This window comes from Sideroxydans sp. CL21 (genome assembly GCF_902459525.1).
Lineage (GTDB): Bacteria > Pseudomonadota > Gammaproteobacteria > Burkholderiales > Gallionellaceae > Sideroxyarcus.
This window is the reverse complement of record NZ_LR699166.1, coordinates 974,096-999,838: the sequence shown is the minus strand read 5'-3', so window position 1 is coordinate 999,838 and position 25,743 is coordinate 974,096. Positions and strand designations below refer to the sequence as shown.

The 25,743-nt window shown below is 56.3% G+C and carries 14 protein-coding genes; 13 read left to right on the top strand and 1 reads right to left on the bottom strand.

Annotated elements, in window-relative coordinates; genetic code table 11:
- Positions 1 to 292: 292 nt before the first annotated feature.
- Positions 293 to 877: a superoxide dismutase gene (locus tag QOY30_RS04780; protein ID WP_283743490.1), complete on the bottom strand. Its 585-nt coding sequence runs from the start codon at positions 875 to 877 to the stop codon at positions 293 to 295.
- Between the two features lie 161 nt (positions 878 to 1,038).
- Between QOY30_RS04780 and lipA the strand changes: the two genes are divergently transcribed.
- From lipA to QOY30_RS04710, 13 genes are all read left to right on the top strand, one after another.
- On the top strand, positions 1,039 to 1,974 hold the full coding sequence (lipA, locus tag QOY30_RS04775) for a lipoyl synthase (RefSeq protein ID WP_283743489.1): 936 nt from the start codon (positions 1,039 to 1,041) through the stop codon (positions 1,972 to 1,974).
- Positions 1,975 to 2,547: 573 nt separating this feature from the next.
- Entirely contained in the window at positions 2,548 to 5,508 is a 2,961-nt protein-coding gene (locus tag QOY30_RS04770) for a chemotaxis protein CheB (RefSeq protein ID WP_283743488.1), read from the top strand.
- Between the two features lie 30 nt (positions 5,509 to 5,538).
- Positions 5,539 to 6,519 (top strand): PAS domain-containing protein, encoded by a 981-nt coding sequence (locus tag QOY30_RS04765; protein ID WP_283743487.1) that lies wholly within the window; start codon positions 5,539 to 5,541, stop codon positions 6,517 to 6,519.
- 198 nt (positions 6,520 to 6,717) lie between these two features.
- Positions 6,718 to 7,440, top strand: a complete 723-nt coding sequence (locus QOY30_RS04760; RefSeq protein WP_283743486.1) for a Crp/Fnr family transcriptional regulator — start codon at positions 6,718 to 6,720, stop codon at positions 7,438 to 7,440.
- Between the two features lie 4 nt (positions 7,441 to 7,444).
- Positions 7,445 to 9,988 carry a hybrid sensor histidine kinase/response regulator gene (locus QOY30_RS04755; RefSeq protein WP_283743485.1) on the top strand — a complete coding sequence of 848 codons (2,544 nt, stop codon included), beginning with the start codon at positions 7,445 to 7,447 and terminating at the stop codon, positions 9,986 to 9,988.
- Positions 9,989 to 10,014: 26 nt separating this feature from the next.
- Positions 10,015 to 10,845 carry a response regulator gene (locus QOY30_RS04750; RefSeq protein WP_283743484.1) on the top strand — a complete coding sequence of 277 codons (831 nt, stop codon included), beginning with the start codon at positions 10,015 to 10,017 and terminating at the stop codon, positions 10,843 to 10,845.
- Between the two features lie 156 nt (positions 10,846 to 11,001).
- The gene (locus QOY30_RS04745) at positions 11,002 to 12,234 is read left to right on the top strand and encodes a response regulator (RefSeq protein ID WP_283743483.1); all 1,233 of its coding nucleotides are present in this window, start codon (positions 11,002 to 11,004) and stop codon (positions 12,232 to 12,234) included.
- Between the two features lie 517 nt (positions 12,235 to 12,751).
- Positions 12,752 to 17,329 (top strand): PAS domain S-box protein, encoded by a 4,578-nt coding sequence (locus QOY30_RS04740; protein WP_283743482.1) that lies wholly within the window; start codon positions 12,752 to 12,754, stop codon positions 17,327 to 17,329.
- Between the two features lie 9 nt (positions 17,330 to 17,338).
- Complete coding sequence (locus QOY30_RS04735) at positions 17,339 to 17,824, top strand: response regulator (RefSeq protein ID WP_283743481.1); 486 nt, start codon at positions 17,339 to 17,341, stop codon at positions 17,822 to 17,824.
- On the top strand, positions 17,787 to 19,511 hold the full coding sequence (locus tag QOY30_RS04730) for an ATP-binding response regulator (protein WP_283743480.1): 1,725 nt from the start codon (positions 17,787 to 17,789) through the stop codon (positions 19,509 to 19,511). The genes QOY30_RS04735 and QOY30_RS04730 overlap by 38 nt, the downstream gene beginning before the upstream one ends.
- Before the next feature lie 192 nt (positions 19,512 to 19,703).
- Complete coding sequence (locus QOY30_RS04725; RefSeq protein WP_283743479.1) at positions 19,704 to 23,123, top strand: PAS domain-containing sensor histidine kinase; 3,420 nt, start codon at positions 19,704 to 19,706, stop codon at positions 23,121 to 23,123.
- Positions 23,124 to 23,146: 23 nt separating this feature from the next.
- Positions 23,147 to 24,289, top strand: a complete 1,143-nt coding sequence (locus QOY30_RS18025) for a magnesium transporter (protein ID WP_349496678.1) — start codon at positions 23,147 to 23,149, stop codon at positions 24,287 to 24,289.
- 36 nt (positions 24,290 to 24,325) lie between these two features.
- Positions 24,326 to 25,387: an HD domain-containing phosphohydrolase gene (locus QOY30_RS04710; protein WP_283743478.1), complete on the top strand. Its 1,062-nt coding sequence runs from the start codon at positions 24,326 to 24,328 to the stop codon at positions 25,385 to 25,387.
- The last annotated feature ends 356 nt before the right edge of the window (positions 25,388 to 25,743 follow it).

Below are 25,743 nucleotides of genomic sequence, written 5' to 3'. Positions count from 1 at the left end.
CTTTGAGTTACAAGTGTGAGCTCAGCAAACTGAATCTGCTCTTTGGCCGTGGACAAACATTTCATTTAATGTTCGCAAAGCGAAACTCTATTTCATTGCGAATTTGGTCTGTGGCGGCATGTTGCCGACATTAGTGTTCGGATCTCCATGAGTACTTCACTGCAAGAACAAAAAATCGGGGGAACCGAAGTCCCCCCGTGGTTTTCACAACTTCAATATTTTTGCGACTTTGATTTTTTCACAACTTTATTAACGTTTTCACAACTTTATTCTAACGAAACAAGCGAGCGCTTTACGCGAAGTTCTTCGCCGCGAAATCCCAGTTCACCAGACTGTTGAGGAAAGTCTCAACGTACTTGGGACGCATGTTGCGATAATCGATGTAGTAAGCGTGTTCCCACACATCCACTGTCAGCACAGGCTTGCCTTCGCCGCTTTTCAGCGGGGTACCGGCTGCACCGAGGTTCACGATATCCAGCGAACCGTCGGCCTTCTTTACCAGCCAGGTCCAGCCGGAGCCAAAGTTGCCCACGGCGGAAGTCTGGAATGCTTTCTTGAATTCGTCGAGGCTGCCCCATTTCTTGTTGATTGCTTCAGCCAGCGCGCCAGTCGGTGCACCGCCGCCCTGTGGCTTCATGCAGTGCCAGAAGAAGGTATGGTTGGAAACTTGTGCAGCGTTGTTGTAGATGCCGCCGGAAGCCTTCTTGATGATGTCTTCCAGGCTGGCGTTTTCGAATTCCGTTCCCTTGATAAGGTTATTCAGGTTGGTGACATAAGCCTGATGGTGTTTCGCATAGTGGTAATCAAAAGTCTCGGCAGACATATGCGGCGCGAGCGCTTCTCTTGGATAAGGCAGAGCGGGTAGTTGGTGTTCCATGGCAATCTCCTAGTCAGGGTTGGTAAATGGGGAATGGCGTAACCATTGGGCTGCAATATACCATACCTTTATGGTTGGGTATTATGTAACCGTGCATCCTACATGGCTTTGAGGAATTTTAGAATCGAATGTCACACCCGGATGTCTTACAATCGTTACCTATGAACGACACAAACAAACAGACTGGCGCAGCCAAGACCTCCCGCAACCCGATCAAGATCATCCCTCTGGTAGAGCGCCTGCGTAAACCTCAGTGGATACGCGCAAAACCCGGCATGGGTTCGGGCTTCAACGAAGTAAAACGCCTGCTGCGCGACAACCAGTTGCACACCGTGTGCGAAGAAGCCTCCTGCCCCAACATTGGCGAATGCTTCAGCAAAGGCACGGCCAGCTTCATGATCCTCGGCGATGTTTGCACGCGCCGCTGCCCGTTCTGCGACGTGGCGCACGGCAAGCCGCTGCCCCCCGATGCCGACGAACCGCAGAATCTGGCCCGCTCCATCGGCATCCTCAAACTCAAATATGTTGTCATCACCAGCGTTGACCGCGACGACCTGCGCGACGGCGGTGCACAACATTTTTCCGCCTGCCTCACCGCCATCCGCGTCTCATCGCCCGAAACCAAACTGGAAACGCTGGTGCCGGATTTCCGCGGCCGCCTCGACGTCGCGCTGGACGCCATGGCCACCAGCCTGCCCGATGTACTCAACCACAATCTGGAAACCGTGCCACGCCTCTATTCGCTGGCCCGTCCCGGCGCCGACTATGCGCACTCGCTCAAGCTGCTCAAAGACTTCAAAGCACGCTTCCCGCAAGTGATGACCAAATCCGGCCTGATGCTGGGCCTGGGCGAGACCGACGAAGAAGTTCTCGAAGTCATGCGCGATCTGCGCGAACACGACGTCGAGATGCTCACACTGGGCCAATACCTGCAACCTTCTGACGGCCACCTGCCGGTGCTGCGCTATGTGACGCCGGAAGCCTTCAAGGCATTCGAAGACGCTGCCAAGGAAATGGGTTTCTCCCATGCTGCCTGCGCACCGATGGTTCGTTCCAGCTATTTCGCGGATGTTCAGGCGGAACACGCGGGAGTGTGAATCATCGGCTCTTCTTCAAATAGCAGCCTCCCCATCATCCGCTCTTATTGATCTTTCCATAATTAATTACACAAAATTTGCGAACTATCGTCATTCCGGCGCAGGCCGGAATCCAGTCAGAAAACAAACTCCCGCAACGCGGGACAAAAGCTAAAAGCATGTTGAATAAACCCGCTGGATTCCGGCCTGCGCCGGAATGACGAGATAACAGGTTTCGTGCGTTGTCACCAATTATGGAAACCTCAATATTTCGCGTTGTTCGTCTCATAACACCTGCAGAAAGGGGCTTTCAAGCCTCTTCGGTCGAGTATCGTGTTATCGCTGCGGCCAACATATATGCCAGTAACCCTCACGCATGAATGTGCGGTTGGCGCACAAAAAAAGAAGGCCCGGTTCGGGGGGACCGACCGGGCCTTAGTACATCAGGTGCTCATCAGGGGGAGGAGAAACACCCGCGTGCATCTTCTGCCAGTATGACGGTTCGCTCTGTGCGCTGGCACACTTAAAGCCAAAAAATAGAATGAGCCTTAATTCGGAGTAGCATAAGTCCTTCCTGCACAACGAGGGTGTTCCGTGACAATCAAGAAAGTCGTGAAGAATCTGAAAAAAACTCCCGCGGAAGCCAAGCCAATCGATACCGGCTTCAACATCGTCGGTATCGGTGCCTCCGCTGGCGGGCTGGAAGCGTTCGAGCAGTTTTTTCGCAGCACTCCGCCGGACAGCGGCATGGCTTTCGTACTGGTGTCGCACCTTGATCCCGATCATGCCAGTTTGCTCACCGAAATCCTGCAGCGCGCATCCACGATGCCGGTGGTCGAAGCGCAAGATCAGATGAAGGTGGAGCCGAACTATGTCTATGTGCTGCCGCCCAACCGCGACATGGCCATCTTTCATGGCAACCTGCAACTCAGCACACCGGAAATGCCGCGCGGACAACGCATGGTCATAGACTCATTCCTGCGATCTCTTGCGGAAGATCAGGGTGAAAAAGCCATCGGCATCATCCTGTCCGGCACCGGCACCGACGGCACTCTGGGATTGCGCGCCATTCAGGGCGCGGGCGGCATCACGCTGGTGCAGGAACCGGCCACGGCAAAATATGACGGTATGCCGGTCAGTGCAATCCACGCCGGGTACGCCACTTATACCTTGCCGGTGGAAAAGATGCCGGAGCAATTGCTGAGCAACAAACACAATCTGCTTAACGCCAAGGAAATACAGCCGACTCCGGCTGGCGAAAACAGCATGAACCGGATTCTGATGCTATTGCGCTCCGGCACCGGAAACGACTTCTCGCTATACAAGAAAAGCACCATCGGCCGCCGCATCGAGCGGCGCATGTCCCAGCACAACATCGAGAGCATGGATCTCTATGCACGCTACCTCAAAGAGCATCCGGTTGAAGTGCATCTGCTGTTCAAGGAGCTGCTGATCAATGTCACCAGTTTCTTCCGTGACGCCGAGGCATTCCTTGCATTGAAACAGGATATTCTGCCGCTGTTGCTCAAGGACAAGCCGGAAAGCTATGTGTTCCGGGTGTGGGTAGCAGGATGCGCCACCGGCGAAGAGGCCTATTCCATTGCCATCCTGCTGCGCGAACTCATGGACGAAACGGGGCGGGAATTCAAAACCCAGATCTACAGCACCGATCTTGATGATGATGCCATTGCCGTCGCCCGCGCCGGGATCTATCCGCCGAATATCGTACAGGATGTCACAACGGAGCGGCTGCGCCGCTTCTTCATCAAAGAAGACACGTACTACCGGGTAAAAAAGGATATTCGCGAAATGGTGGTATTCGCCACCCAGAACATCATCAAAGATCCCCCCTTCACCAAGCTCGACCTGCTCAGCTGCCGCAACCTGATGATCTATCTGGAGCCGGAATTGCAGAACCGCGTCATTCCGGCGTTTCACTACGCACTCAAGCCGGGAGGCGTACTGTTTCTCTCACCGTCGGAAAGCATCGGCAGCCATGTAGACTTGTTCACTGCGCTCAACCGAAAATGGAAGCTCTACCAGAGTGCACCCACAATGGCATCCGCCCGCGCAGTCATGTCCAGCGGCTTGTCCTGGACCAAAGACAACCCAACCAAAGGTTCCGATGAAGTGATTACCAAAATAAAGGAAACCGACTTCGCCGAATTGACCCGACGCGCCCTGCTCCAGTCCTATGCGCCGGCTTCGGTGGTGGCCAATCTCAAAGGCGACATCCTTTTTGTGCATGGCGACACCGGAAAATACCTGCGCCCGGCACCCGGCCAAGCCACGCTCAATATCATCGAAATGGCACGCGAAGGACTGCAACTGGAACTGCGCAATGCCATTCAGGCTGCCACCGAAAAAGGTGTGCCAACACTGAACCGGGTAGCATCGTTTGGAAGTAATGGCGATTTGCTCAGCGTGAGCTTCAGCGTGCGGCTTTTGCCTGTTGCGGATACCAGCCAGAATTTGCTGCTGGTGAGTTTTCAGGATATGGCGAGTGCCCAGACAGAGAAACCGTCCGCAACAGCAACCGCTGCCAAGGGCAAATCTGCGCGCGGCAAGGCTGTCACTCTATCGGCAGAACAACAGCGCATAGGGGAGCTGGAACGCGACTTGTCCTACATCAAGGAAAACCTGCACGCCACCATTGAGGAACAACAGGCTTCCAACGAGGAACTCAAATCAACCAACGAGGAAATGCAATCCACCAACGAGGAGCTCCAGTCCACCAATGAAGAACTGGAGACCTCCAAGGAAGAACTGCAATCGGTCAATGAAGAACTGGTGACCGTGAATGCCGAACTGCAGAACAAGATTGAGCAATTGGCCGGCATGCAGAACGACATGAAGAACCTGCTGGACAACATCAATATCGGCACCATATTCCTGAACGATACCCTTAACATCAAGCGCTTCACGCGCGAGGCGGTAAAGGTGTATCGCCTGGTCGCTTCGGACATGGGCCGGCCTCTGGGAGACATCAAATCGAATATCAAGGATGACGACCTGCTTGCCGATGCGCAAGCCGTGCTCGACTCCCTGGTTCCGCGCGAACGCGAAGTCTTCACCACAGGCGGAGAATGGTTCCTCGCGCGCACCCAACCCTACCGCACCCTGGACAATGTCATCGACGGCGTGGTGCTGACTTTCACCGACATCACCAAGCGCATCCAGGCAGAAACCGCCATGAAAGATGCGCGCGAATTGTCGGAAAGCATCGTGGACACGGTGCGCGAACCGCTTGTCGTCCTGGATGCGAAATGCAAGATCATCTCCGCCAGCCGGTCTTTTTACGAAAATTTCAAGGTTGAAGAGGCAGACACCGTGGGGCGTCAATTGTATGAGCTGGGCAACCGCCAATGGGATATCCCGAAACTCAGGGAATTGCTGGAAACCGAACTGCCAAGCAAACAAATCGTCGAAGGCTTCGAAGTCGTGCATGACTTTCCCGTTATCGGCAAACGCAAGATGCTGCTCAACGCGCGGCGCATTACCGGCAAGTCGGAAGGAACGCCCTTGATCCTGCTGGCGATGGAAGAAGTCAAATAAAGAGGCACGAACCGGTTTTAAGGATGCACCATGGACGACAAGACAAAAATACCGGACTCCCTGCGCTCAGAAGCCGAGGCACGCATCGACAAAGAGCAGATGGTGCTGGTGAACCCGCAACCGGGCGAGGAGTTGCTGCATAAACTCCTGCATGAACTGCAGGTGCATCAGGTCGAGCTGCAGATGCAGAACGATGCCTTGCGCCAGGCGGAGATCGCCATGGAGGAGTCCCGCGACCGCTACGCGGATCTCTATGACTTCGCGCCCATCGGCTATCTCACCCTGAGCCGCGAGGGCATGATCAACGAGATCAACCTCACAGCCGCCGATATGCTGGGTGTGGTGCGAAACAAATTGATCAAGCGCCGATTTTCCCAATTTGTCACCGAGACCGACCGTGATCGCTGGTATCTGCATTTTGGCAGCGTACTGAAGCACGACCAAAGACAGCGCTGCGAACTGGTGTTTCAGCGCGAGGATGGTTCGCACTTTAACGCCCAACTGGATTCGTTAAAGGTGCGCAACGCGCTTGGCTCCGAGGAGCTTGAGCAGGCACCCGGCCTGCACACACCAGGCGGGGCATTCTCGGTGCGCATCGCCATTACCGACATCACCGAACGCGTGCAGGCCGAAACCGCGGTTACAGAAGCGCGCGAATTCGCCGAAAGCATCGTGGATACGGTGCGCGAGCCTCTCATCGTGCTGGACGATGCCCTCAAGGTCGTTTCCGTCAGCCGCTCGTTCTACCAGAAATTCCATGTTGCGCCGGAAGATACAGTGGGCCGCCAGATCTATGAATTGGGCCAACACCAGTGGGATATTCCAAAGCTGAGGGAAATGCTGGAAACCATCCTGCCGCACAACCGGGTTCTCGAAGACTTCGAAGTCGTGCATGATTTCCCGGGCATCGGAAAGCGCAGGATGCTGCTCAATGCAAGACGCCTCGTCTGCAAGACGGGCGGAACACAATTGATCCTGCTGGCAATGGAAGATGTCACCGAACGCGGGTAAGTTGCGGTGAGTTAGACAGGATGAAGGGGTATCAAACTGAATTCAGCCCGCCGCCGCTGTAGGTGCGGTAGCGCACATAACCGCCCCGGATAGCATGCTATACAGGCATATACGGTCAAGTCTTTGCAGTATTTCGATCCATATTTCCGTTGCATTATCGGTTTTTACCTATCAGCTGCACGCTCCGGAGACAAGAAAATGGTTGCCAAGATGTCCACACAGCAAACGCCCTGGCAGAACCACCTTCTCGCCTCGCTGCCGAAGGAGACATTCGAACGCATCGCCCCCCATCTGGAAGCGGTCTCAATGCCGCTCGGTGAAGTCCTGTACGAATCCGGCGACCAGCTGCACCATGTCTATTTCCCGACGACCGCCATCGTGTCGCTACACTACGTCATGGAAAATGGCGCTTCTGCCGAAATCTCGGGCGTGGGCAATGAAGGCGTAGTCGGAATCTCCCTTTTCATGGGCGGCAACACCACGCCCAGCCGGGCCGCAGTGTGCACCGGCGGTTATGGCTACCGCCTGAAAGCGAATGTGATGATGGAAGAATTCAATCGCGCGGGGTCGATGATGAAATTGATGCTGCGCTATACCCAGGCCTTGATCACGCAAATGTCCCAAACCGCAGTCTGCAACCGGCACCATTCGATGGAACAGCAAATGTGCCGCTGGCTGTTGCAGACGCTGGACCGCTTGCCATCGCAAGAGCTGATCATGACGCAGGAACTGATCGCCAGCATGCTAGGCGTGCGGCGCGAAGGCATCACGGAAACCGCGGGCGATCTGCAACGCGCCGGTCTGATCAGTTACCGCCGCGGACACATCACCGTCCTGAATCGTGCCGGATTGGAGAAACACTCATGTGAATGCTACGACGTGGTCAGAAAAGAGTTCCATCGATTGCTGAAGGAGGCATAACCCCATGGTTGAAGAACTACACAATCCCGACATCTGCAATCCGTCTTCCGCTTCGGCGGAAGGCTTGACCGAAATTCGCAGGCAGGAAACATTGCTCAAAACCGGCGCCCTGCAGAACGCGATCCTGAACAGTGCGAACTTTTCCAGCATCGCCACCGACGAAAAGGGCGTCATCCAGATATTCAATATCGGGGCCGAACGCATGCTGGGCTACAAGGCAGCCGATGTGCTGAACAAGGTTACCCCGGCCGACATCTCCGATCCGCGGGAAGTGATCGCGCGCGCCAAGGCATTGAGCGCCGAACTCGGAGCGACGATCACACCCGGCTTCGAGGCATTGGTATTCAAGGCTTCGCGCGGCATCGAGGATATTTACGAATTGACCTACATCCGCAAGGACGGCACGCGCCTTCCGGCCATCGTGTCGGTCACCGCCCTGCACGATGCACGGGGTTTCATCATCGGATATCTTTTGATCGGCACCGACAACACCGCGCGCAAGCTGATCGAAGCCGAACGGCAACAGTTGCTCGATATTCAGGAGCAGACGAACCGGCAACTGCAGCAAACCAACCTCACCTTGCAAGTCAGCGAAGAAAGACTCGCCGTGACGCTCAACTCGATAGGCGATGCGGTGATCACCACCGATGCCGAATCGCGAGTGACCTTGCTGAACCCGCTGGCCGAAAAACTCACCGGCTGGACAAAAGCGGAAGCGCTCGGCCGCCCGGTGGACGAAGTATTCCACATCATCAACCAGGAAACCCGTCTGTCTTCGCCTATCCCGGTCAAGGAAACCCTGGCGCACGGCACCATACAGGGCCTGGCCAACCACACCATTGTGATCGCACGCAACGGAAGCGAATGCGCCATTGCCGACAGTTGCGCACCGATACGCGACCGCGACGGCCATGTGATCGGCGCCGTGCTGGTGTTCCGCGACGTCACCGAGGAATATATCGTGCAGCAGACGTTGCGCGACAATGCCGCAATGGTTCAGACGGTACTCAACACCGTGGTGGACGGCATTGTCACTTTCATTGCCAGCAGCGGCAAGATCGAGAGCTCAAATCCGGCCGCCGAAAAGATGTTCGGCTACTCCACCGAGGAGCTTGTCGGACAGGATTTCAACATGCTGATACCCGAGATCGATCGGGATCAGAGCAATCATTTCCAGGCGCTTCAGGTGAGCGATGAGGTACAGGACACCCCTCCGGGGCATGAAGTCCTGGGTAAGCGCAAGGACGGCAGCAGCTTTGCGATCGAGATAGCGCTCAGTGAGATGTGGTTGCGCGGTCAGCGCTACTTTACCTGCATCCTGCGCGATATCACCGAGCGCAACGAGATGGACAAGGTTATGCAGCAAAACAATATCGACCTGAAGAAAGCAAAATCCACTGCGGAAAAAGCCAATCTCGCCAAGTCGGATTTCCTTTCGAGAATGAGCCACGAATTGCGCACGCCGCTCAACGCCATTCTCGGTTTCTCGCAGTTGCTGGAAGCCGGGTCGCCGTCGCTTACCGTTTCCCAATCGGAAAGACTGCACCAGATCACCAAGGCCGGCTGGTATCTGCTGGAACTGATCAACGAGATACTCGATCTTGCCGTGATCGAATCCGGCAAGCTGTCGCTGTCGCGGGAACCCGTGTCGCTGATCGATGTGATGCACGAATGCCAATCCATGATCGAATCGCAGGCGCAAAAGCACCATATCCGGCTGGAATTCCTCCCTTTCGATCACTCATGGTTTGCCAACGCCGACCGAACCCGCGTCAAGCAGGTACTGATCAATCTTCTTTCCAACGCGATCAAATACAACAGCCTGCATGGAACGGTCACGGTGGAATGCAGCGCGACCGGTCCGGAACACATACGCATCAGCATCAGGGACAGCGGCGCGGGACTGTCGTCGAAGAAGATCGGGCAGCTGTTCCAGCCGTTCAATCGGCTCGGGCAGGAGAACGGTACAGAGGAAGGGACAGGCATGGGCCTGGTCGTTGCCAAGCAACTGGTCGAACTGATGGGCGGCACCATCGGCGTGGAAAGCAGCGTAGGCAAGGGCAGCCAATTCTGGATAGAACTGATACGGTGTGTGCCGCCGAGTTATGCAACCCGAAACAGCATTCCCGCTGAAAATGCACCGTCAGCTCGAAACGAGATCAAAGCCGGCACACTGCTCTATGTGGAAGACAATCCGGCCAACCTGATGCTGGTCGAGCACATCATCGGGGGGCTTTCGCATGTGAACATGCTGAGTGCCCGCGATGGACATCACGGCATCGCGCTTGCACGAACCCACCTCCCGGAAGTGATCTTGATGGACATCAACCTGCCGGACATCAGCGGCATAGAGGCACTCAAGATCCTGCGCAAGGATCCGGCAACAAAGCAGATCCCCGTGCTTGCCCTGAGTGCAAATGCGATGCAGCACGATATCGAAAGAGGGCTGGAAGCCGGCTTTTTCCGCTATCTTACCAAGCCGATCAAGGTGAACGAGTTTTTGAACGCGCTGGACGATGCACTGGAATTTTCCAAAACAGAACAGTGATCGCAAATGAGGCAGGAGGCAATAAAATGATAAATGAACAGGAAATCCGCAGCGCCCGCATTCTGATTGTGGATGACCAGCCATCCAATGTGCTGCTGCTGGAAGAAATGCTGAGAGCCGTCGGGTATTCCGGCATCGAATCGACGACAGATCCATTCGTGGTCTGCGAACTGCATCGCGAGAACAACTACGACCTGATCCTGCTCGATCTGCAGATGCCCGGCATGGATGGCTTCCAGGTGATGCAAGGCCTCAAGGAAATCGAATCGGACGGCTACCTTCCCGTGCTCGTGATCACCGCCCAACCGGATCACAAACTGCGTGCGCTCGCCGCGGGCGCCAAGGATTTCGTCGCCAAACCGTTCGACCTGGTTGAAGTGCAGACGCGTATCCATAACATGCTCGAAGTGCGCCTGTTGTACAAAAAACTGGAACAGCAAAACCGGGAGCTGGAACAGACGGTACAGGAGCGCACAGCCGAGCTGCGCAAAAGCGAAGCACGCTATCAACGCCTGACTGAATTATCGTCCGACTGGTACTGGGAGCAGGATGAACACGGCCAGTTCACCAAGATCTTCGGCCCGGTATTTGAAATGCTCGGAATCCGGGTCGACGACGAGCTCGGCCACACCAGAGACGATCACGGCGGAACCTGGAACGAGAGCGAGCGGGAAATGCTGGAAGCCAATCTGGCCACCCGAAAACCGTTCCTGGATTTTGTCTACAGCAGGACCAAACCCGATGGCACAAGGCAATTCCTGATGGTGAGCGGAGAACCGATGTTCAATCCGACGGGACGCTTTATCGGCTACCGCGGCATCGGCAAGGATGTGACCGGAACGATCTCCCCTGCCTGAATCATTCCCGGCCCACCGATGAAGATGCCGCCAATGTGCGAGAGCGCACGGTGGGTTGCATGGCCCTGCGCTAGGATCAATCAGGTATGAAGATGATGCGCTGCCGGCAGTTCTGCAGACTTCGTCCGATTCATCCACGCCTAGCGGAGCTCATTGATGCAAAACGAATTTCGGCAATCGATCAAGAACAAAGGTCAATCACCTGCGGGCAATCACGTCCCGACCGCCGGCACGATCATGATCGCCTCGGACTCCATCGGCGATGCGGCTCAAGTCCAGGATCTGCTCCACTCGGAATTCGATCACATCCATATCTCCACCGGAGCCGACAAGGTGCCGGGAGACTTCGTGCGCTACCGCCCCAGTGTCCTGGTGCTCGCGTTCGACACGCTGGAAAAAGCGGAAAGTTATTTCCTGGAGCTGTACCGCCTGTGCGAGGAGGTACGCCAGCAACCGCTGCGCACCGTGATTCTGTGCAACCGGAGTCAAATAAACCAGGTATATGAACTTTGCAAAAAGGAATATTTCGACGACTACATCCTTTTCTGGCCGGTGTCGGATGACTCGTCCCGGCTGGCCATGACCATCCACCATGCCTTGCACGATCTGGCGGCGCTCAAGACAGAGGGACCGTCCAAGGCCGAGTTTGCCGCCCAGGCGCGCCACTTGGCCGAGCTTGAAAACACGCTGGACCGGCAAATCGTGGAAGGCGGCCTGCATATCAAGGTTGCCAGTCTGGCAGTGGAAAACGCTGCACAGGGAGTCGGCGCAGCACTGGACGGACTTTCCCAGCGGATTATCTCGGGAGCACTTCCCGATGCGGTAGAAGTCAAAAATGCCGAGGGGCTTAAAAATGAAATCAGCCGCTTCAAGCGCGATGAAGTTCAGCCGCACTTCAAGTCTGCTCTCGAAATCACCCAGCCCTTGAAGCAATGGGCGGAAAAATTCAAACAGGAATGCGAACCCTTCCTGCAATCGGCACGCGCCTTGAACGCCATGGCCGAATGTATCCAGCCTACCGTACTGGTCGTGGATGACGACGAGGCGCAGCGCATCATCATCGACAAGCTGCTGACGGCGAATCACTACAATCTTCTTTTTGCCCGGGATGGTTTTGAGGCCCTGAGCATTTTGCGCAACAAGCGGCCGGACTTGATCCTCATGGATATCATGATGCCCAATATGAACGGTATGGAAACAACCCGGCGGCTCAAGGAAGTACCGGAATTTGCCGGGACTCCGGTGATCATGATCACCGGCAGGAGCGAGGAAGAAGTGGTTGTTGACAGCATGAAGTCCGGCGCGGTCGATTTCGTGGTGAAACCTTTCGACCATAACCTGCTTATCGCGAAGATCAAACAAGCGCTGAATGCGGTGATCCCGGCATGACGGCAAGTGGCGCCTCGCCGACAATCTCCTGCATGCCAAACCTGCCACCTGCAACGGTTAGCTTTGCATAGCCAGCCGTCCATTTATCCAGCAATTACAGTTCGAAGTCCGTTCGCCTTACCTATTCGACTATGGACTAATGGCCCTGTCGAAAGGTGAACGGGTTTCTACACAGTCAATGACTTGCTGATTGCGAAGCCGGGGGCGATTCCATCCGCTTTTTTAGCGCTGAATAGGCACTGTATTTTTCTTCCAGGCTGATTTATTCCAGCATCCAATTTCTCCGATGAAACAAGAACCGGCTATGTGCGAGAGCGCACGGAGTGCCGCAGGCTTGACCGCTAAAATTTTACACTGGCAGAAGATGAGATTTGATTCATGGTCCCGTCTTTGCCATTCGGCCAGCGCAATAATCATGATCCCGTCATTGGGCACAGTTCTGCCGACGGGTGGACGGTACTGTGGATAGTCACTATCCAGAGCATGTGGCGCTACATCAACCAAAGGGGCGCTTGCCTTGAAAACCAATCATAAATTCGTTGCTTTACTTGCAGGTACCGGGCTATTCGTTGCCGTAGCGGTGAGCGCTGCGTTCCTGGCCTACCGTCAGATCGGGGAGGCTGCGGAATCACGGCAGCATAGCCATTTCCTCATGAACAGCGCGGGCGATCTGATGTCCTTGTTGAAGGATGCGGAAACTGGTCAGCGCGGATATTTGTTGACGGGCGACGAGTCCTACCTGGAACCCTATTTGGCAGTGCGCGACGGTCTCAAACTGCATCTCGCAGAACTGCGCCGGCAGACTTTGATTCCAGCCGCCCAACAACACCTGGATGCAATGGCACCGCTGATCGATGCAAAACTGGTGGAACTGGCGCAGACCATTGAGTCGCGCCGCAAACACGACATGGCTGCTGTCCTGGCGCGGTTAAGCAATGGTCACGGCAAGCAACTGATGGATGCGATCCGTGCCGAAATGAGCCTGTACATCCAGCTGGAGGATGGCATACAGACGCAGCATGAAGCCGAATTCCAGTCGGACATGCAACGCATGCTGGCAGCCATTGTTTTCACCAGCCTGCTGGTGCTGCTGCTGGCACTGGCCTTCGCCTATTTCATCTATCGGGAAACCCGGCAGCGGCTGCAAAATCTGGTACATGCCGAAACACGGCATCTCCTCGAAGTGCAAGAGGAGATGAACAAGCAGCTGCGGCAGGCAAACGATACCCTGCAGATCAGCGAAGATAAGCTCGCGGTGACGCTTTACTCCATCGGCGATGCGGTATTGGTCACCGATGTAGAAGCTCGGGTGCAAATCCTGAACCCCCTTGCCGAACTCCTCACCGGCTGGACGCAGGCACAAGCCATCGGGCATCCGGTGGATGAGGTATTTCACATCATCAATCAGGAAACCCGCCAACGCTCCGCGATCCCCGTCATGGCAACCCTTGCTCACGGCACGATACAGGGCCTGGCCAACCACACCGTTTTGATCGCACGCGACGGCAGCGAGAGCGCCATTGCCGACAGTTGCGCGCCGATACGCGGCAGCGACGGCAAAGTGGCCGGTGCCGTGCTGGTGTTCCGCGATGTCACCCGGGAATATGCCGCACAGCAGACCCTGCGCGACAACGCCTCGCTGATCCAGACCATACTGAATACCGTACCGGATGGCATCATCACCATTGATGAACACGGCATCGTCCAGACAGCAAACCCGGCTGCCGAGCTTATCTTCGGCTATACCGCTGCCGAGACCTTCGGCAAAAATCTCAATATGCTGATGCCGGAACCCTATCACAGCCAGCACGATGGTTATCTCGCGCATTATCTGGCCACCGGCGAAGCGCGCATCATCGGTATCGGCCGCGAAGTCTCCGGGCGACGCAAGGACGGCAGTGTCTTCCCGATGGACTTGGCCGTGAACGAGATGCGGCTGGACGGTCAACGCTATTTCGTCGGCATCGTGCGCGACATCAGCACCCGCAGGAATGCGGAAGATGAATTGCTCAAGGCGGGTGCACTGCAAAGCGCGATCTTCAACAGCGCCAATTTCTCCAGCATCGCCACCGACGCCAAGGGCGTCATCCAGATCTTCAACGTCGGCGCCGAGCGCATGCTGGGCTACACCGCCGCCGAGGTGATGAACAAGATCACCCCGGCCGATATCTCCGACCCTCAGGAAGTGATCGCGCGTGCCGAGACATTGAGCACCGAACTGGGCACCCCCATCGCGCCGGGCTTCGAAGCCCTGGTGTTCAAGGCGAAGCGCGACATAGAGGATATCTATGAACTGACCTATATTCGCAAGGACGGCACCCGCTTCCCGGCCGTTGTCTCGGTCACCGCATTGCGCGATGCCCAGGACACCATCATCGGCTACCTGCTGATCGGCACCGACAACACCGCGCGCAAGCAGATCGAGGCCGACCAGAAGCAGCTCGCACAGCGATTGCGCGACCATCAGTTCTACACGCGCTCGCTGTTCGAATCCAACATCGACGCGATCATGACCACCGATCCGTCCGGCATCATCACCGACGTGAACAAGCAGATGGAGACGCTGACCGACTGCACCCGCGACGAGTTGATCGGTGCGCCGTTCAAGGATTACTTCACCGACCCGGACCGGGCGGAAGAAGGCATCAAGCAGGTGCTAAGCGAAAAGAAAGTCACCAATTACGAACTGACCGCGCGCGCCAGGGACGGCAAGGAAACGGTGGTGTCCTACAACGCGACCACCTTCTATGACCGCGACCGCAGATTGCAGGGGGTGTTCGCCGCGGCTCGCGACATCACCGAGCGCAAACTGCTGGATCAGGTGTTGCAGGAAAAGAATGTCGAGCTGGAAAGCGCACGGTCTGTGGCGGAAAAGGCCAACCTCGCCAAATCGGATTTCCTCTCCAATATGAGTCACGAAATTCGCACCCCGATGAATGCCATCATCGGCATGTCCTACCTGGCGATGAAGACCGACCTGACGCCGCGCCAGCGCGACTATATCAAGAAGATCAAAGGCTCCGGCCAGCATCTGCTGGGCATCATCAACGACATTCTCGATCTTTCGAAGATCGAGGCGGGCAAGCTGACAGTCGAGCGCACCGAATTCGAACTGGAGTCGGTGCTCGACAATGTGGCCAACCTGATTGCCGAAAAATCTTCGACCAAGGGGCTGGAGCTGGTTTTCGACATAGACAAGAATGTGCCGCAATACCTGATCGGCGACCCGCTGCGACTGGGGCAGATACTGATCAACTACAGCAACAATGCCGTCAAGTTCACCGAACGCGGCGAGATCGACATCATCATCCGGCTCAAAGAACAGACCGACAAGGATGTATTGATCTACTGCGCGGTGCGCGATACGGGCATCGGATTGACACCGGAACATATCGGGCGCCTGTTCCAGAGTTTTTCACAAGCTGACACTTCGACCACACGCAAATTCGGCGGTACCGGCCTCGGGCTGGTCATTTCGAAACAGTTGGCCGAACTGATGGGCGGCGAGGTCGGCGTTGAAAGCGTACCCGGCAAAGGCAGCACTTTCTGGTTCACCGCGCGCCTCGACAAGGGCGTGGGCCAGCAGCGCAAGATGGCGCTGTCCGGCGACCTGCAGGGCAAACGCGTGCTGGTGGTGGACGACAACGAGTATGCACGCCAGGTACTGGGCGAGCTGCTCTCCGGCATGAGCTTCAAGGTCGACCAGGCGGAGTCCGGACAGGCGGCCATTGATGCCGTAGCCCAGGCCGAGACACAGGGCATGCCCTTCGAGATCGTGTTCATCGACTGGCTGATGCCGGTCATGGACGGCGTCGAGACTGCAAAGCGACTGGGGGAACTTCCGCTGGAGCGGATCCCGCACTTGATGATGGTGACCGCTTATGGCCGCGAGGAAGTCATCCGGGGAGCTGAAAATGCAGGCATCGAGGATGTACTGATCAAGCCTGTCAGTGCCTCGGTACTTTTTGACGGCGTGGTACGCATGCTGGGAGATGTCGTCAATATCCCGCGCAGAGCCGGTGACGTACCGACCGATACCGTCGAACAACTCGCCACCATCAAGGGGGCCCGCATCCTGCTGGTCGAGGACAACGACCTCAACCAGGAAGTGGCGACCGAGTTGCTGCACGATGCCGGATTCCTTGTCGACCTGGCCGGAAACGGCCAGATCGCGCTGGAAAAGATCAGATCGACCCATTACGACATCGTGTTGATGGATATGCAGATGCCTGTGATGGACGGCGTGACCGCGACGCAAGAAATACGCAAGGATGTGCGTTTCAAGGATCTTCCGGTGGTAGCCATGACTGCCAACGCCATGCAGGGCGACCGCGATCGCTGCATGGCGGCGGGCATGAACGATCATGTCGCCAAGCCAATCGAGCCGGAAGACTTGTGGAAGGCGCTGCTCAAATGGATCAAGCCCCGGCACTTTCCGGCATCCGCAACCGGCCTGAAACAACCGGTAGCGCAGGAAGTCGACTTGCCATCCGGTATCGAGGGACTGGACATCGCCAACGGCCTGCGCCGCGTACTCGGCAAGAAGGCACTTTATCTCTGGATGCTGCGCAAGTTCGTCACCGGACAGGAATCAACAACAGTGGAAATCTTCGATGCGCTGGAAAGCAAGGATTGGGATACTGCGGAACGTCTCGCCCATACACTGAAGGGTGTTTCCGGCAACATCGGCGCTAGCGGCTTGCAATTGCTGGCAGAAAAACTCGAAGCCGCAATCAGGGAACGCCAACCGCGCAAGGAGATCGATGCCCGTCTCGGCGAACTGAGAAAGCCGCTTACAAAGTTCATTACCCAACTGGAAAAGAGTTTGCCCGAGGAACAGCAGAACCTGCCTGTCAAGGTCGACCCCATGAGACTCAGGGCTGTCTGTGAACAGTTGCTGGCGTTACTTGCCGCGGACGACGCGGCGGCAGGTGATTTGCTGGATGCAAATTCTGAGCTGCTCAATGCCGCGTTCCCCGAGCAGTTTCACAAGATAGACGACAGCATCCGCTCACTCGATTTCGAAACTGCGATCGCGGCACTGAATGCAGCTTCGATCGGCTCGGGAGCAGCCGCCATTGAAGCAACCACTTGAAAGCCCGCCATGAATACACCCGTACATGCCGAAAGACCCACGATACTGGTGGTGGATGACACGCCGGACAGCCTGGCACTGATGAGCAACCTGCTCAAGGATTACTACAACGTGAAGGTGGCCAACTCGGGAGAGAAGGCATTGAAGATCGCTGCATCCGATGTTCCCCCGAACTTGATCCTGCTCGACATCATGATGTCCGGCATGGACGGCTACGAAGTGTGCCAACAACTCAAACTCGACCCCGGAACAATGAACATCCCGGTGATCTTCCTCACCTCCAAAGTTGAAGTGGCGGACGAACAAAAAGGACTGGAGCTGGGTGCGGTCGATTACATCACCAAGCCAATCAGCCCGCCCATCGTCCTGGCCCGTGTGAAGACCCATCTGGCGCTCAAGGCCATGGCCGATCTCCTGCGCAATCAGAACAATTATCTTGAATTCGAGGTAGCCAAGCTTGAATGGCTTCCGCATACCAATACACACGCAAAGTGACGATGGCTCCGGCCGGGAATATTTGCGCGAGCCACATTTGCCCGCACCGGAAATGCGGGACAGCACCGGACAACGCCGTATAACGGAAGAGAGACAGGATATGCTCGACAAGAAAACCCGGTTCCTCGTTGTCGATGACCTGGAGCCGATGCGCAAAGTCACCGCCAATCAACTGCGCTCGATGGGTGCCGACAGCATCGTGATGGCCGCCAACGGTGCCGAGGCGCTGCGCATGCTGCAAAACAAGCGGATAGACATCGTGCTTTCCGACTGGAACATGCCGGTCATGGCCGGTATCGATCTGCTCAAGGCGATGCGCACCGATGAAAAGCTGGCCCGCTTGCCTTTCATCATGATCACCGCCGAAGCCGAGCGCCACCGCATCGAGGAAGCAATCAACGCAGGCGTCAGTGACTTGCTGGTCAAACCTTATACCGCGATCTGTCTCGCGGAACGTGTTGAAAAAGCGCTGTCGGCCCGCCCCCGTTCGAATTCAGCCAAGCTCGCGGAATTGGCGCGGGGCGGGAATTTATCAACGGAGTCGTCCGATACCGCACACCAGGCGGTCGCATTCGAGCCGGGACGCCCGACGATGCTGGTAGTGGACGATACCGCGGACAATCTGCTTCTGGTTTCACACCTGTTCAAGGACGAATATCGTGTGCGTATCGCACATACCGGCGCGAAGGCGCTGGCGATCTGCCAATCCGACAATCCGCCCGACCTGGTGCTGCTCGACATCATGATGCCCGGTATGGATGGCTTTGAAGTGGCCAGGCGCATGCGCGAACATCCCTCATCGGAAACCATTCCGGTGATCTTCGTCACTGCCTTGACCGGCGAGAACGAGCGGCAAAAAGGTCTGGAACTCGGCGCTGTGGACTTCGTCACCAAACCCATCGATCCCGATGCGCTCAAGTTGCGCGTGCACAACTTCATGCGCTACGTCGGATTGCGCAAGCAATTGCAGGCCAACTATGACGGCATGCTGGAATTGGCGCGACTGCGCGAGCAGGTCGAACATATCTCGCGGCATGACATGAAAGGACCGCTGGCCGGTGTGATCGGGCTGGTGCAGTCGCTGGCATACGACAGCAAGCTGAACACCGAACAGGTCAGGCAGCTGCGTATGGCCGAAGATTCCGCACTGGATGTGCTCGACATGATCAACCTGTCCTCCGAACTCTTCAAGATTGAGACCGGGCGTTTCAAACTCGATGCCAAACCGGTCAAGATCGTCGACATCCTGTATCGCATCGTCGAGATTTCCCATACGACTTTCGCCGAAAAACATCTTGATGTCGTCTTCGATATCGATCTCCCACCGGGAGAACATGAACCACTGGTGCTGGGCGATGCCACGTTCTGCAATTCCCTGCTCCAGAATCTGGTCAAGAATGCCTGCGAAGCGGCTCCAAATAATAGCCGGGTAGCCGTCACTCTCATCGATGGTTCACCTCTGTGCATCAATATCCTTAACAAGGGGGCCGTCCCTGCCGCGATTCGCGAACAATTCTTCGGCAAGTTCGTCACCCACGGTAAACAAGGCGGGACCGGCCTCGGCGCATATTCGGCCAAAATGCTCACAGAAGCCCAGAACGGCACGATTTCGCTGAAAGTCATCGACAAGGAGGACCAGACCACGATCTCTGTTTCACTGCCACGTTATGATGTTTTGTGTGCGTAAGCGCACGGTAGACAAGTGAAATATTTCCTATGATCAAAACCGGATATTCAATACTGTTCCGCGTACTCAATCCGGCACCGGCATGCGCAGACAGGCATTGATCAAAAGGGTGAGCTCGAGTAGATGGGGTGACGCACGCACCTTCGTCTATGCGATTCGCAGGATTCATTCGCGCTTTAACAAAGGTCGGCCATGCAAAATAGTTATAGTTCCAGCGATCCATCCCTACTCGGCTCTTCTGCAGGCGCAAAGGATGACCTGACCGATACCGGCAAACGGGCAACCTGGCTCAAAGCTCAGGAGGCATTGCTTAAAACCGGTGCCCTGCAGAACGCGATTCTCACCAGTGCAAACTTTTCCAGCATCGCTACCGACGAAAAGGGGGTGATCCAGATCTTCAACGTCGGTGCCGAGCGCATGCTGGGCTATATGGCGACCGACGTCCTGAACAAGATCACCCCGGCCGATATCTCCGACCCGCAAGAGGTGATCGCGCGTGCAAAAGCGTTGAGTGCAGAACTGGGCACCCCCATCACGCCAGGCTTCGAGGCGCTGGTGTTCAAGGCCTCACGCGGTATCGAGGATATCTATGAACTGACCTATATTCGCAAGGACGGCACCCGCTTCCCGGCCGTTGTGTCGGTCACCGCCTTGCGCGACGACAAGAATACGATCATCGGCTACCTGCTGATCGGTACCGACAACACCGCGCGCAAGCAGGCGGAAGCAGCACTGCTCAAGGCTGGCGCATTGCAAAGCGCTATCTTCAACAGCGCCAACTTCTCCAGCATCGCCACCGACGCCAAGGGCGTCATCCAGATCTTCAACGTCGGCGCCGAGCGCATGCTGGGCTACACCGCCGCCGAGGTGATGAACAAGATCACGCCGGCCGACATTTCCGATCCTCAGGAAGTGATCGTTCGCGCCAAGGCGCTAAGCACAGAACTCGGCACACCCATCACACCCGGCTTCGAAGCCTTGGTGTTCAAGGCCTCGCGCGGTATCGAGGATATTTATGAACTGACCTATATTCGCAAGGACGGCAGCCGTTTCCCGGCCGTCGTCTCGGTCACCGCACTGCGCGATGCCCAGGACGCCATCATCGGCTACCTGCTGATCGGTACCGACAACACCGCGCGCAAGCAGGCAGAAGAGGCGCTGCTCAAGGCGGGTGCGCTGCAAAGCGCGATCTTCAACAGCGCCAATTTCTCCAGCATCGCCACCGACGCCAAGGGCGTCATCCAGATCTTCAACGTCGGCGCCGAGCGCATGCTGGGCTACACCGCCGCCGAGGTGATGAACAAGATCACCCCGGCCGATATCTCCGACCCGCAGGAGGTGATCGCGCGTGCCGAAGCATTGAGCACAGAACTGGGCACGCCCATCACACCCGGCTTCGAGGCGCTGGTGTTCAAGGCCTCGCGCGGTATCGAGGACATCTATGAACTGACCTATATTCGCAAGGACGGCAGCCGTTTCCCGGCCGTCGTCTCGGTCACCGCACTGCGCGATGCCCAGGACGCCATCATCGGCTACCTGCTGATCGGTACCGACAACACCGCGCGCAAGCAGGCAGAAGCAGCACTGCTCAAGGCGGGCGCATTGCAAAGCGCGATCTTCAACAGCGCCAACTTCTCCAGCATCGCCACCGACGCCAAGGGCGTCATCCAGATCTTCAACGTCGGCGCCGAACGCATGCTGGGCTACACCGCCGCCGAGGTGATGAACAAGATCACACCGGCCGATATCTCCGACCCGCAGGAGGTGATCGCGCGCGCAAAAGCTTTGAGCGCAGAACTGGGCACGCCCATCACACCTGGCTTCGAGGCGCTGGTGTTCAAGGCCTCGCGCGGTATCGAGGATATCTATGAACTGACCTATATTCGCAAGGACGGCACCCGCTTCCCGGCCGTTGTCTCGGTCACCGCATTGCGCGATGCCCAGGACACCATCATCGGCTACCTGCTGATCGGCACCGACAACACCGCGCGCAAGCAGATCGAGGCCGACCAGAAGCAGCTCGCACAGCGATTGCGCGACCATCAGTTCTACACGCGCTCGCTGTTCGAATCCAACATCGACGCGATCATGACCACCGATCCGTCCGGCATCATCACCGACGTGAACAAGCAGATGGAGACGCTGACCGACTGCACCCGCGACGAGTTAATCGGTGCGCCGTTCAAGAATTACTTCACCGATCCGGACAAGGCAGAGGCAAGCATCAAACTGGTCCTGAGCAACAAGAAAGTCACCAATTACGAACTGACCGCGCGCGCCAGGGACGGCAAGGAAACGGTGGTGTCCTTCAACGCGGCCACCTTCTATGACCGCGACCGCAGATTGCAGGGCGTGTTCGCCGCGGCACGCGACGTCACCGAACGCAAACTGCTGGATCAGGTGCTGCAGGAAAAGAATGTCGAGCTGGAAAGCGCACGGTCTGTGGCGGAAAAGGCCAACCTCGCCAAGTCTGAATTCCTTTCCAGCATGAGCCATGAACTGCGCAGCCCGTTGAATGCCATCCTTGGCTTTGCCCAGCTGATGGAATCGGATTCTCCCCCTGCAACCTCCTCCCAGAAGGACAGCATCGCCCAGATCCTTCAGGCAGGATGGCACCTGCTGAAGCTGATCAACGAGATTCTGGATCTTGCCAAAGTCGAGTCCAGGCAGGTTCCATTGTCGGAAGAGCCTGTATCGCTGGCCGAAGTCATGCTCGATTGCCAGGGCATGATCGAACCCCAGGCACAACAGCGTGGCGTCAAACTGAGCTTCCCCCTGTTCGACACGGACATTTTTGTCAGTGCCGACAGAACCAGGCTCAAACAGGTTCTCATCAACCTGCTTACCAACGCGATCAAATACAACATCAAGCAGGGAACGGTTGAAGTGAGCTGCAATGAAAGCACACCGGGACACATCCGCGTGAGCATCAAGGATACCGGGGCAGGATTGAATCCAGAACAGCTGTCGCAGCTATTCCAGCCGTTCAACCGCCTAGGGCAGGAAGCCGGCGGTGAAGAAGGGACAGGCATCGGGCTTGTGGTCGCCAAGCGGCTGGTTGAACTGATGGGAGGAATCATCGGCGTGGAAAGCACCGTTGGTGCGGGCAGCACATTCTGGTTCGAACTCAACTCGGTTGCCGAGCCGCAATTTGTCGCGGAAGCCGCCGCCGTCACCGACGCCGCGACACCATTGCGCCCGCCATTTGGATCGCGGGCGGCACGAATACACACGCTGCTCTACGTGGAAGACAATCCGGCCAACATGAAACTGGTCGAGCAGGTCATCGCGCGTTATCCCGACCTCAGCCTGCTGACTGCCATCAACGGGAACAGCGGCATCGAGATCGCGCGCGCATCCCTCCCCGAGGTGATATTGATGGACATCAATCTGCCCGACATCAACGGTTATGAAGCACTGAAGATGCTGCGTGCCGATCCGTCCACAAAACACATCCCTGTCATTGCCATCAGTGCAAATGCCATGCCCCTCGACATCGAAAGGGGTCTGAGGGCGGGGTTCTTCCGCTATATCACCAAGCCGATCAAAGTCGACGAGTTCATCGAAGCGCTGGAGATTGCGCTGGATATGGCTGAAACCGATTCAGCCTGAAATCGGCAAGGTTACGAGATTTCATGACAAGTGCATCCGACATTCTTCACGGCAAGATCCTGATCGTTGACGACCAGGCAGCCAATATCATCCTGCTCGAAAACATGCTGCGCGGCGCCGGCTACGGTTCCATTACCTCCACGATGGATCCGCGCGAGGTTTGCGATTTGCACCGCAAGCACCACTATGACCTGATCCTGCTCGATCTTCGCATGCCGGGCATGGACGGGTTTCAGGTCATTGAAAATCTCAAGGAAACCGAAACTGACGGGTATCTCCCTGTCCTGGTCATTACCGCTCAGCCGGGTCACAAGCTGCGCGCGCTTCAGGCCGGTGCAAAGGATTTCATCGGCAAGCCGTATGAACTGAACGAGGTGCTGGCGCGCGTACACAATATGCTGGAAGTGCGCCTGTTGCACCGCGAGGAAAAAAACCACAGTGCGGCGCTGGCGCAAAAAGTCCGGGAAGTGGAGGCAAGCCGCGAACTGATACTGCACAAAAGCGACGAGATCAGGGATCTTTACAACAAGGTACTGGCGGAGCAGAAGCGCTCACTTGAGTTGAGCCTCCTGCCTGGCGCCATGGTCGGTGTCGAAAAAGGGGAACGCGTCGGCACCCCCTGGATGCAAAGTTTAAGGTTGCGCCACCCCTGGCTACAGATCAACCTGTTCACTGCCTTTCTTGCTGCCGCCGTGGTGGGCCTTTTTCAGGACACCATTAACCATCTGCTGATTCTTACCATATTCCTGCCGGTACTGGCCGACCAGTCCGGCAACACCGGTAGCCAGGCGTTGGCGATCACCCTGCGTGGCATCGCCCTGGGCGATTTGGAAACGGGCAGGAAAAACCGGCTGGTCAGGAAAGAAGCGCTGCTTGGTTTGTTCAATGGTGCACTGGTTGGATTGGTGGCCGCGATTGGCATGTATGTTCTCGCCATCGTACAACACTTGCCCAGCGCGCCCATGCTCGGTGCTGTTGTCTTCCTTGCCATGACCGGCAGTTGCGTCATCAGCGGTGTCTGCGGTGCCATCGTGCCGCTCGTTTTAAAACGTTTCGGAGCCGACCCCGCAACAGCCTCCAGCATTTTCCTCACTACTGCAACGAATGTGGCAAGCATGGGGATGCTGCTGGGTTTGGCGTCGGTTCTGGTGAAACAGAATATCTAGGCTGGATTCCACATACACATAAGGACTTCGACTCCAATGATCAACTCTCTCGACATACTCCACGGAAAGATCCTGATCGTGGACGATCAGGAAGCGAACGTCCGTTTGCTTGAGCGGATCCTGCGCAGCGCCGGCTATGACGCCATCACGACCACGATGGATTCCGGCACAGTCTGCGAACTTCACGCCGCGAACAACTACGACCTGATCCTGCTTGATTTGCAGATGCCCGGCATGGACGGGTTCCAGGTGATGGAAGGCCTGAAGAAGATCGAGACAGGCGATTATCTTCCGGTTCTTGTGGTCACCGCCCAGCCGGATCACAAGCTGCATGCATTGAAAGCCGGGGCGAAGGATTTCGTCAGCAAGCCTTTCGAACTGCCCGAGGTGCTGGCACGCGTGCACAACATGCTTGAAGTGAGGCTGTTGCACAAGGAGTTGCACCAGTACAACGATGTGCTGGAGCAACGCGTACGTCAAAGGACCGCCGACCTTCAGGAAAACTACTTGGAGACCATCTTTGCCATGACACGTGCAGCGGAACACAAAGATGAAGACACCGGTGCGCACGTGAAACGCATCAGCTATTACTGCCGCGACCTTGCAAAACTTCTCGGAATGAATGATGCATTCGTTGACAACATTTTTTTCTCCAGCCCGATGCACGATGTCGGCAAGATAGGTATCCCCGACCATATCCTGCTCAAACCCGGCGGCTTCACACCGGACGAATGGGAGATCATGAAGGGACATGCCGCGATGGGTTCGGAGATCCTCGGCAACAGCAAGTCGCCTTATCTCAGGATGGGTGCCGAGATCGCGCTGAATCACCATGAGAGATGGGACGGCGGAGGTTATCCGAATGGCAAACGCGGAGAGGAGATCCCTATCGCGGCACGCATCATGAATATTTGCGACATCTACGACGCCCTGCGCAGCAAGCGCCCCTACAAACCCGCATTCGATCATCAAAAGACCGTCGACATCATTTCAAACGGGGACGGTCGCACCATGCCGGAACATTTCGATCCGGATATATTTTCCGCGTTCAAACAGAATCATGAAGCGTTCAATGCTGTCTTCGAGCAATATGCCTGATCGCATCAACATAGAACATTGACACTCGCGAGTCCGGGATGACTCATTCCAATTCTATTTCAATATTTGAATTTGCTCTCCCGCAAGCGGGAGAGGGGATGCCACCAATTCACCATTGATTGAGAAATGGAATCAGACAGCGCATCGTAATGTCTTCAATGTTTGTACCTGCATATTCATTCTTCGCCCAACGGCATGCCCGGTGTCCGATAAATATCGGGCATGGCAAATACAACCGGATTCCGTTTGCCGCACAACCTTCAGCCACATGCCATGCGGAACAAATCGATAAAAACCCGGCTATGTCTGGCATCGCACTGTGACGCTGCATTTGCGAGAGTAGCGTGAAAAGTCGC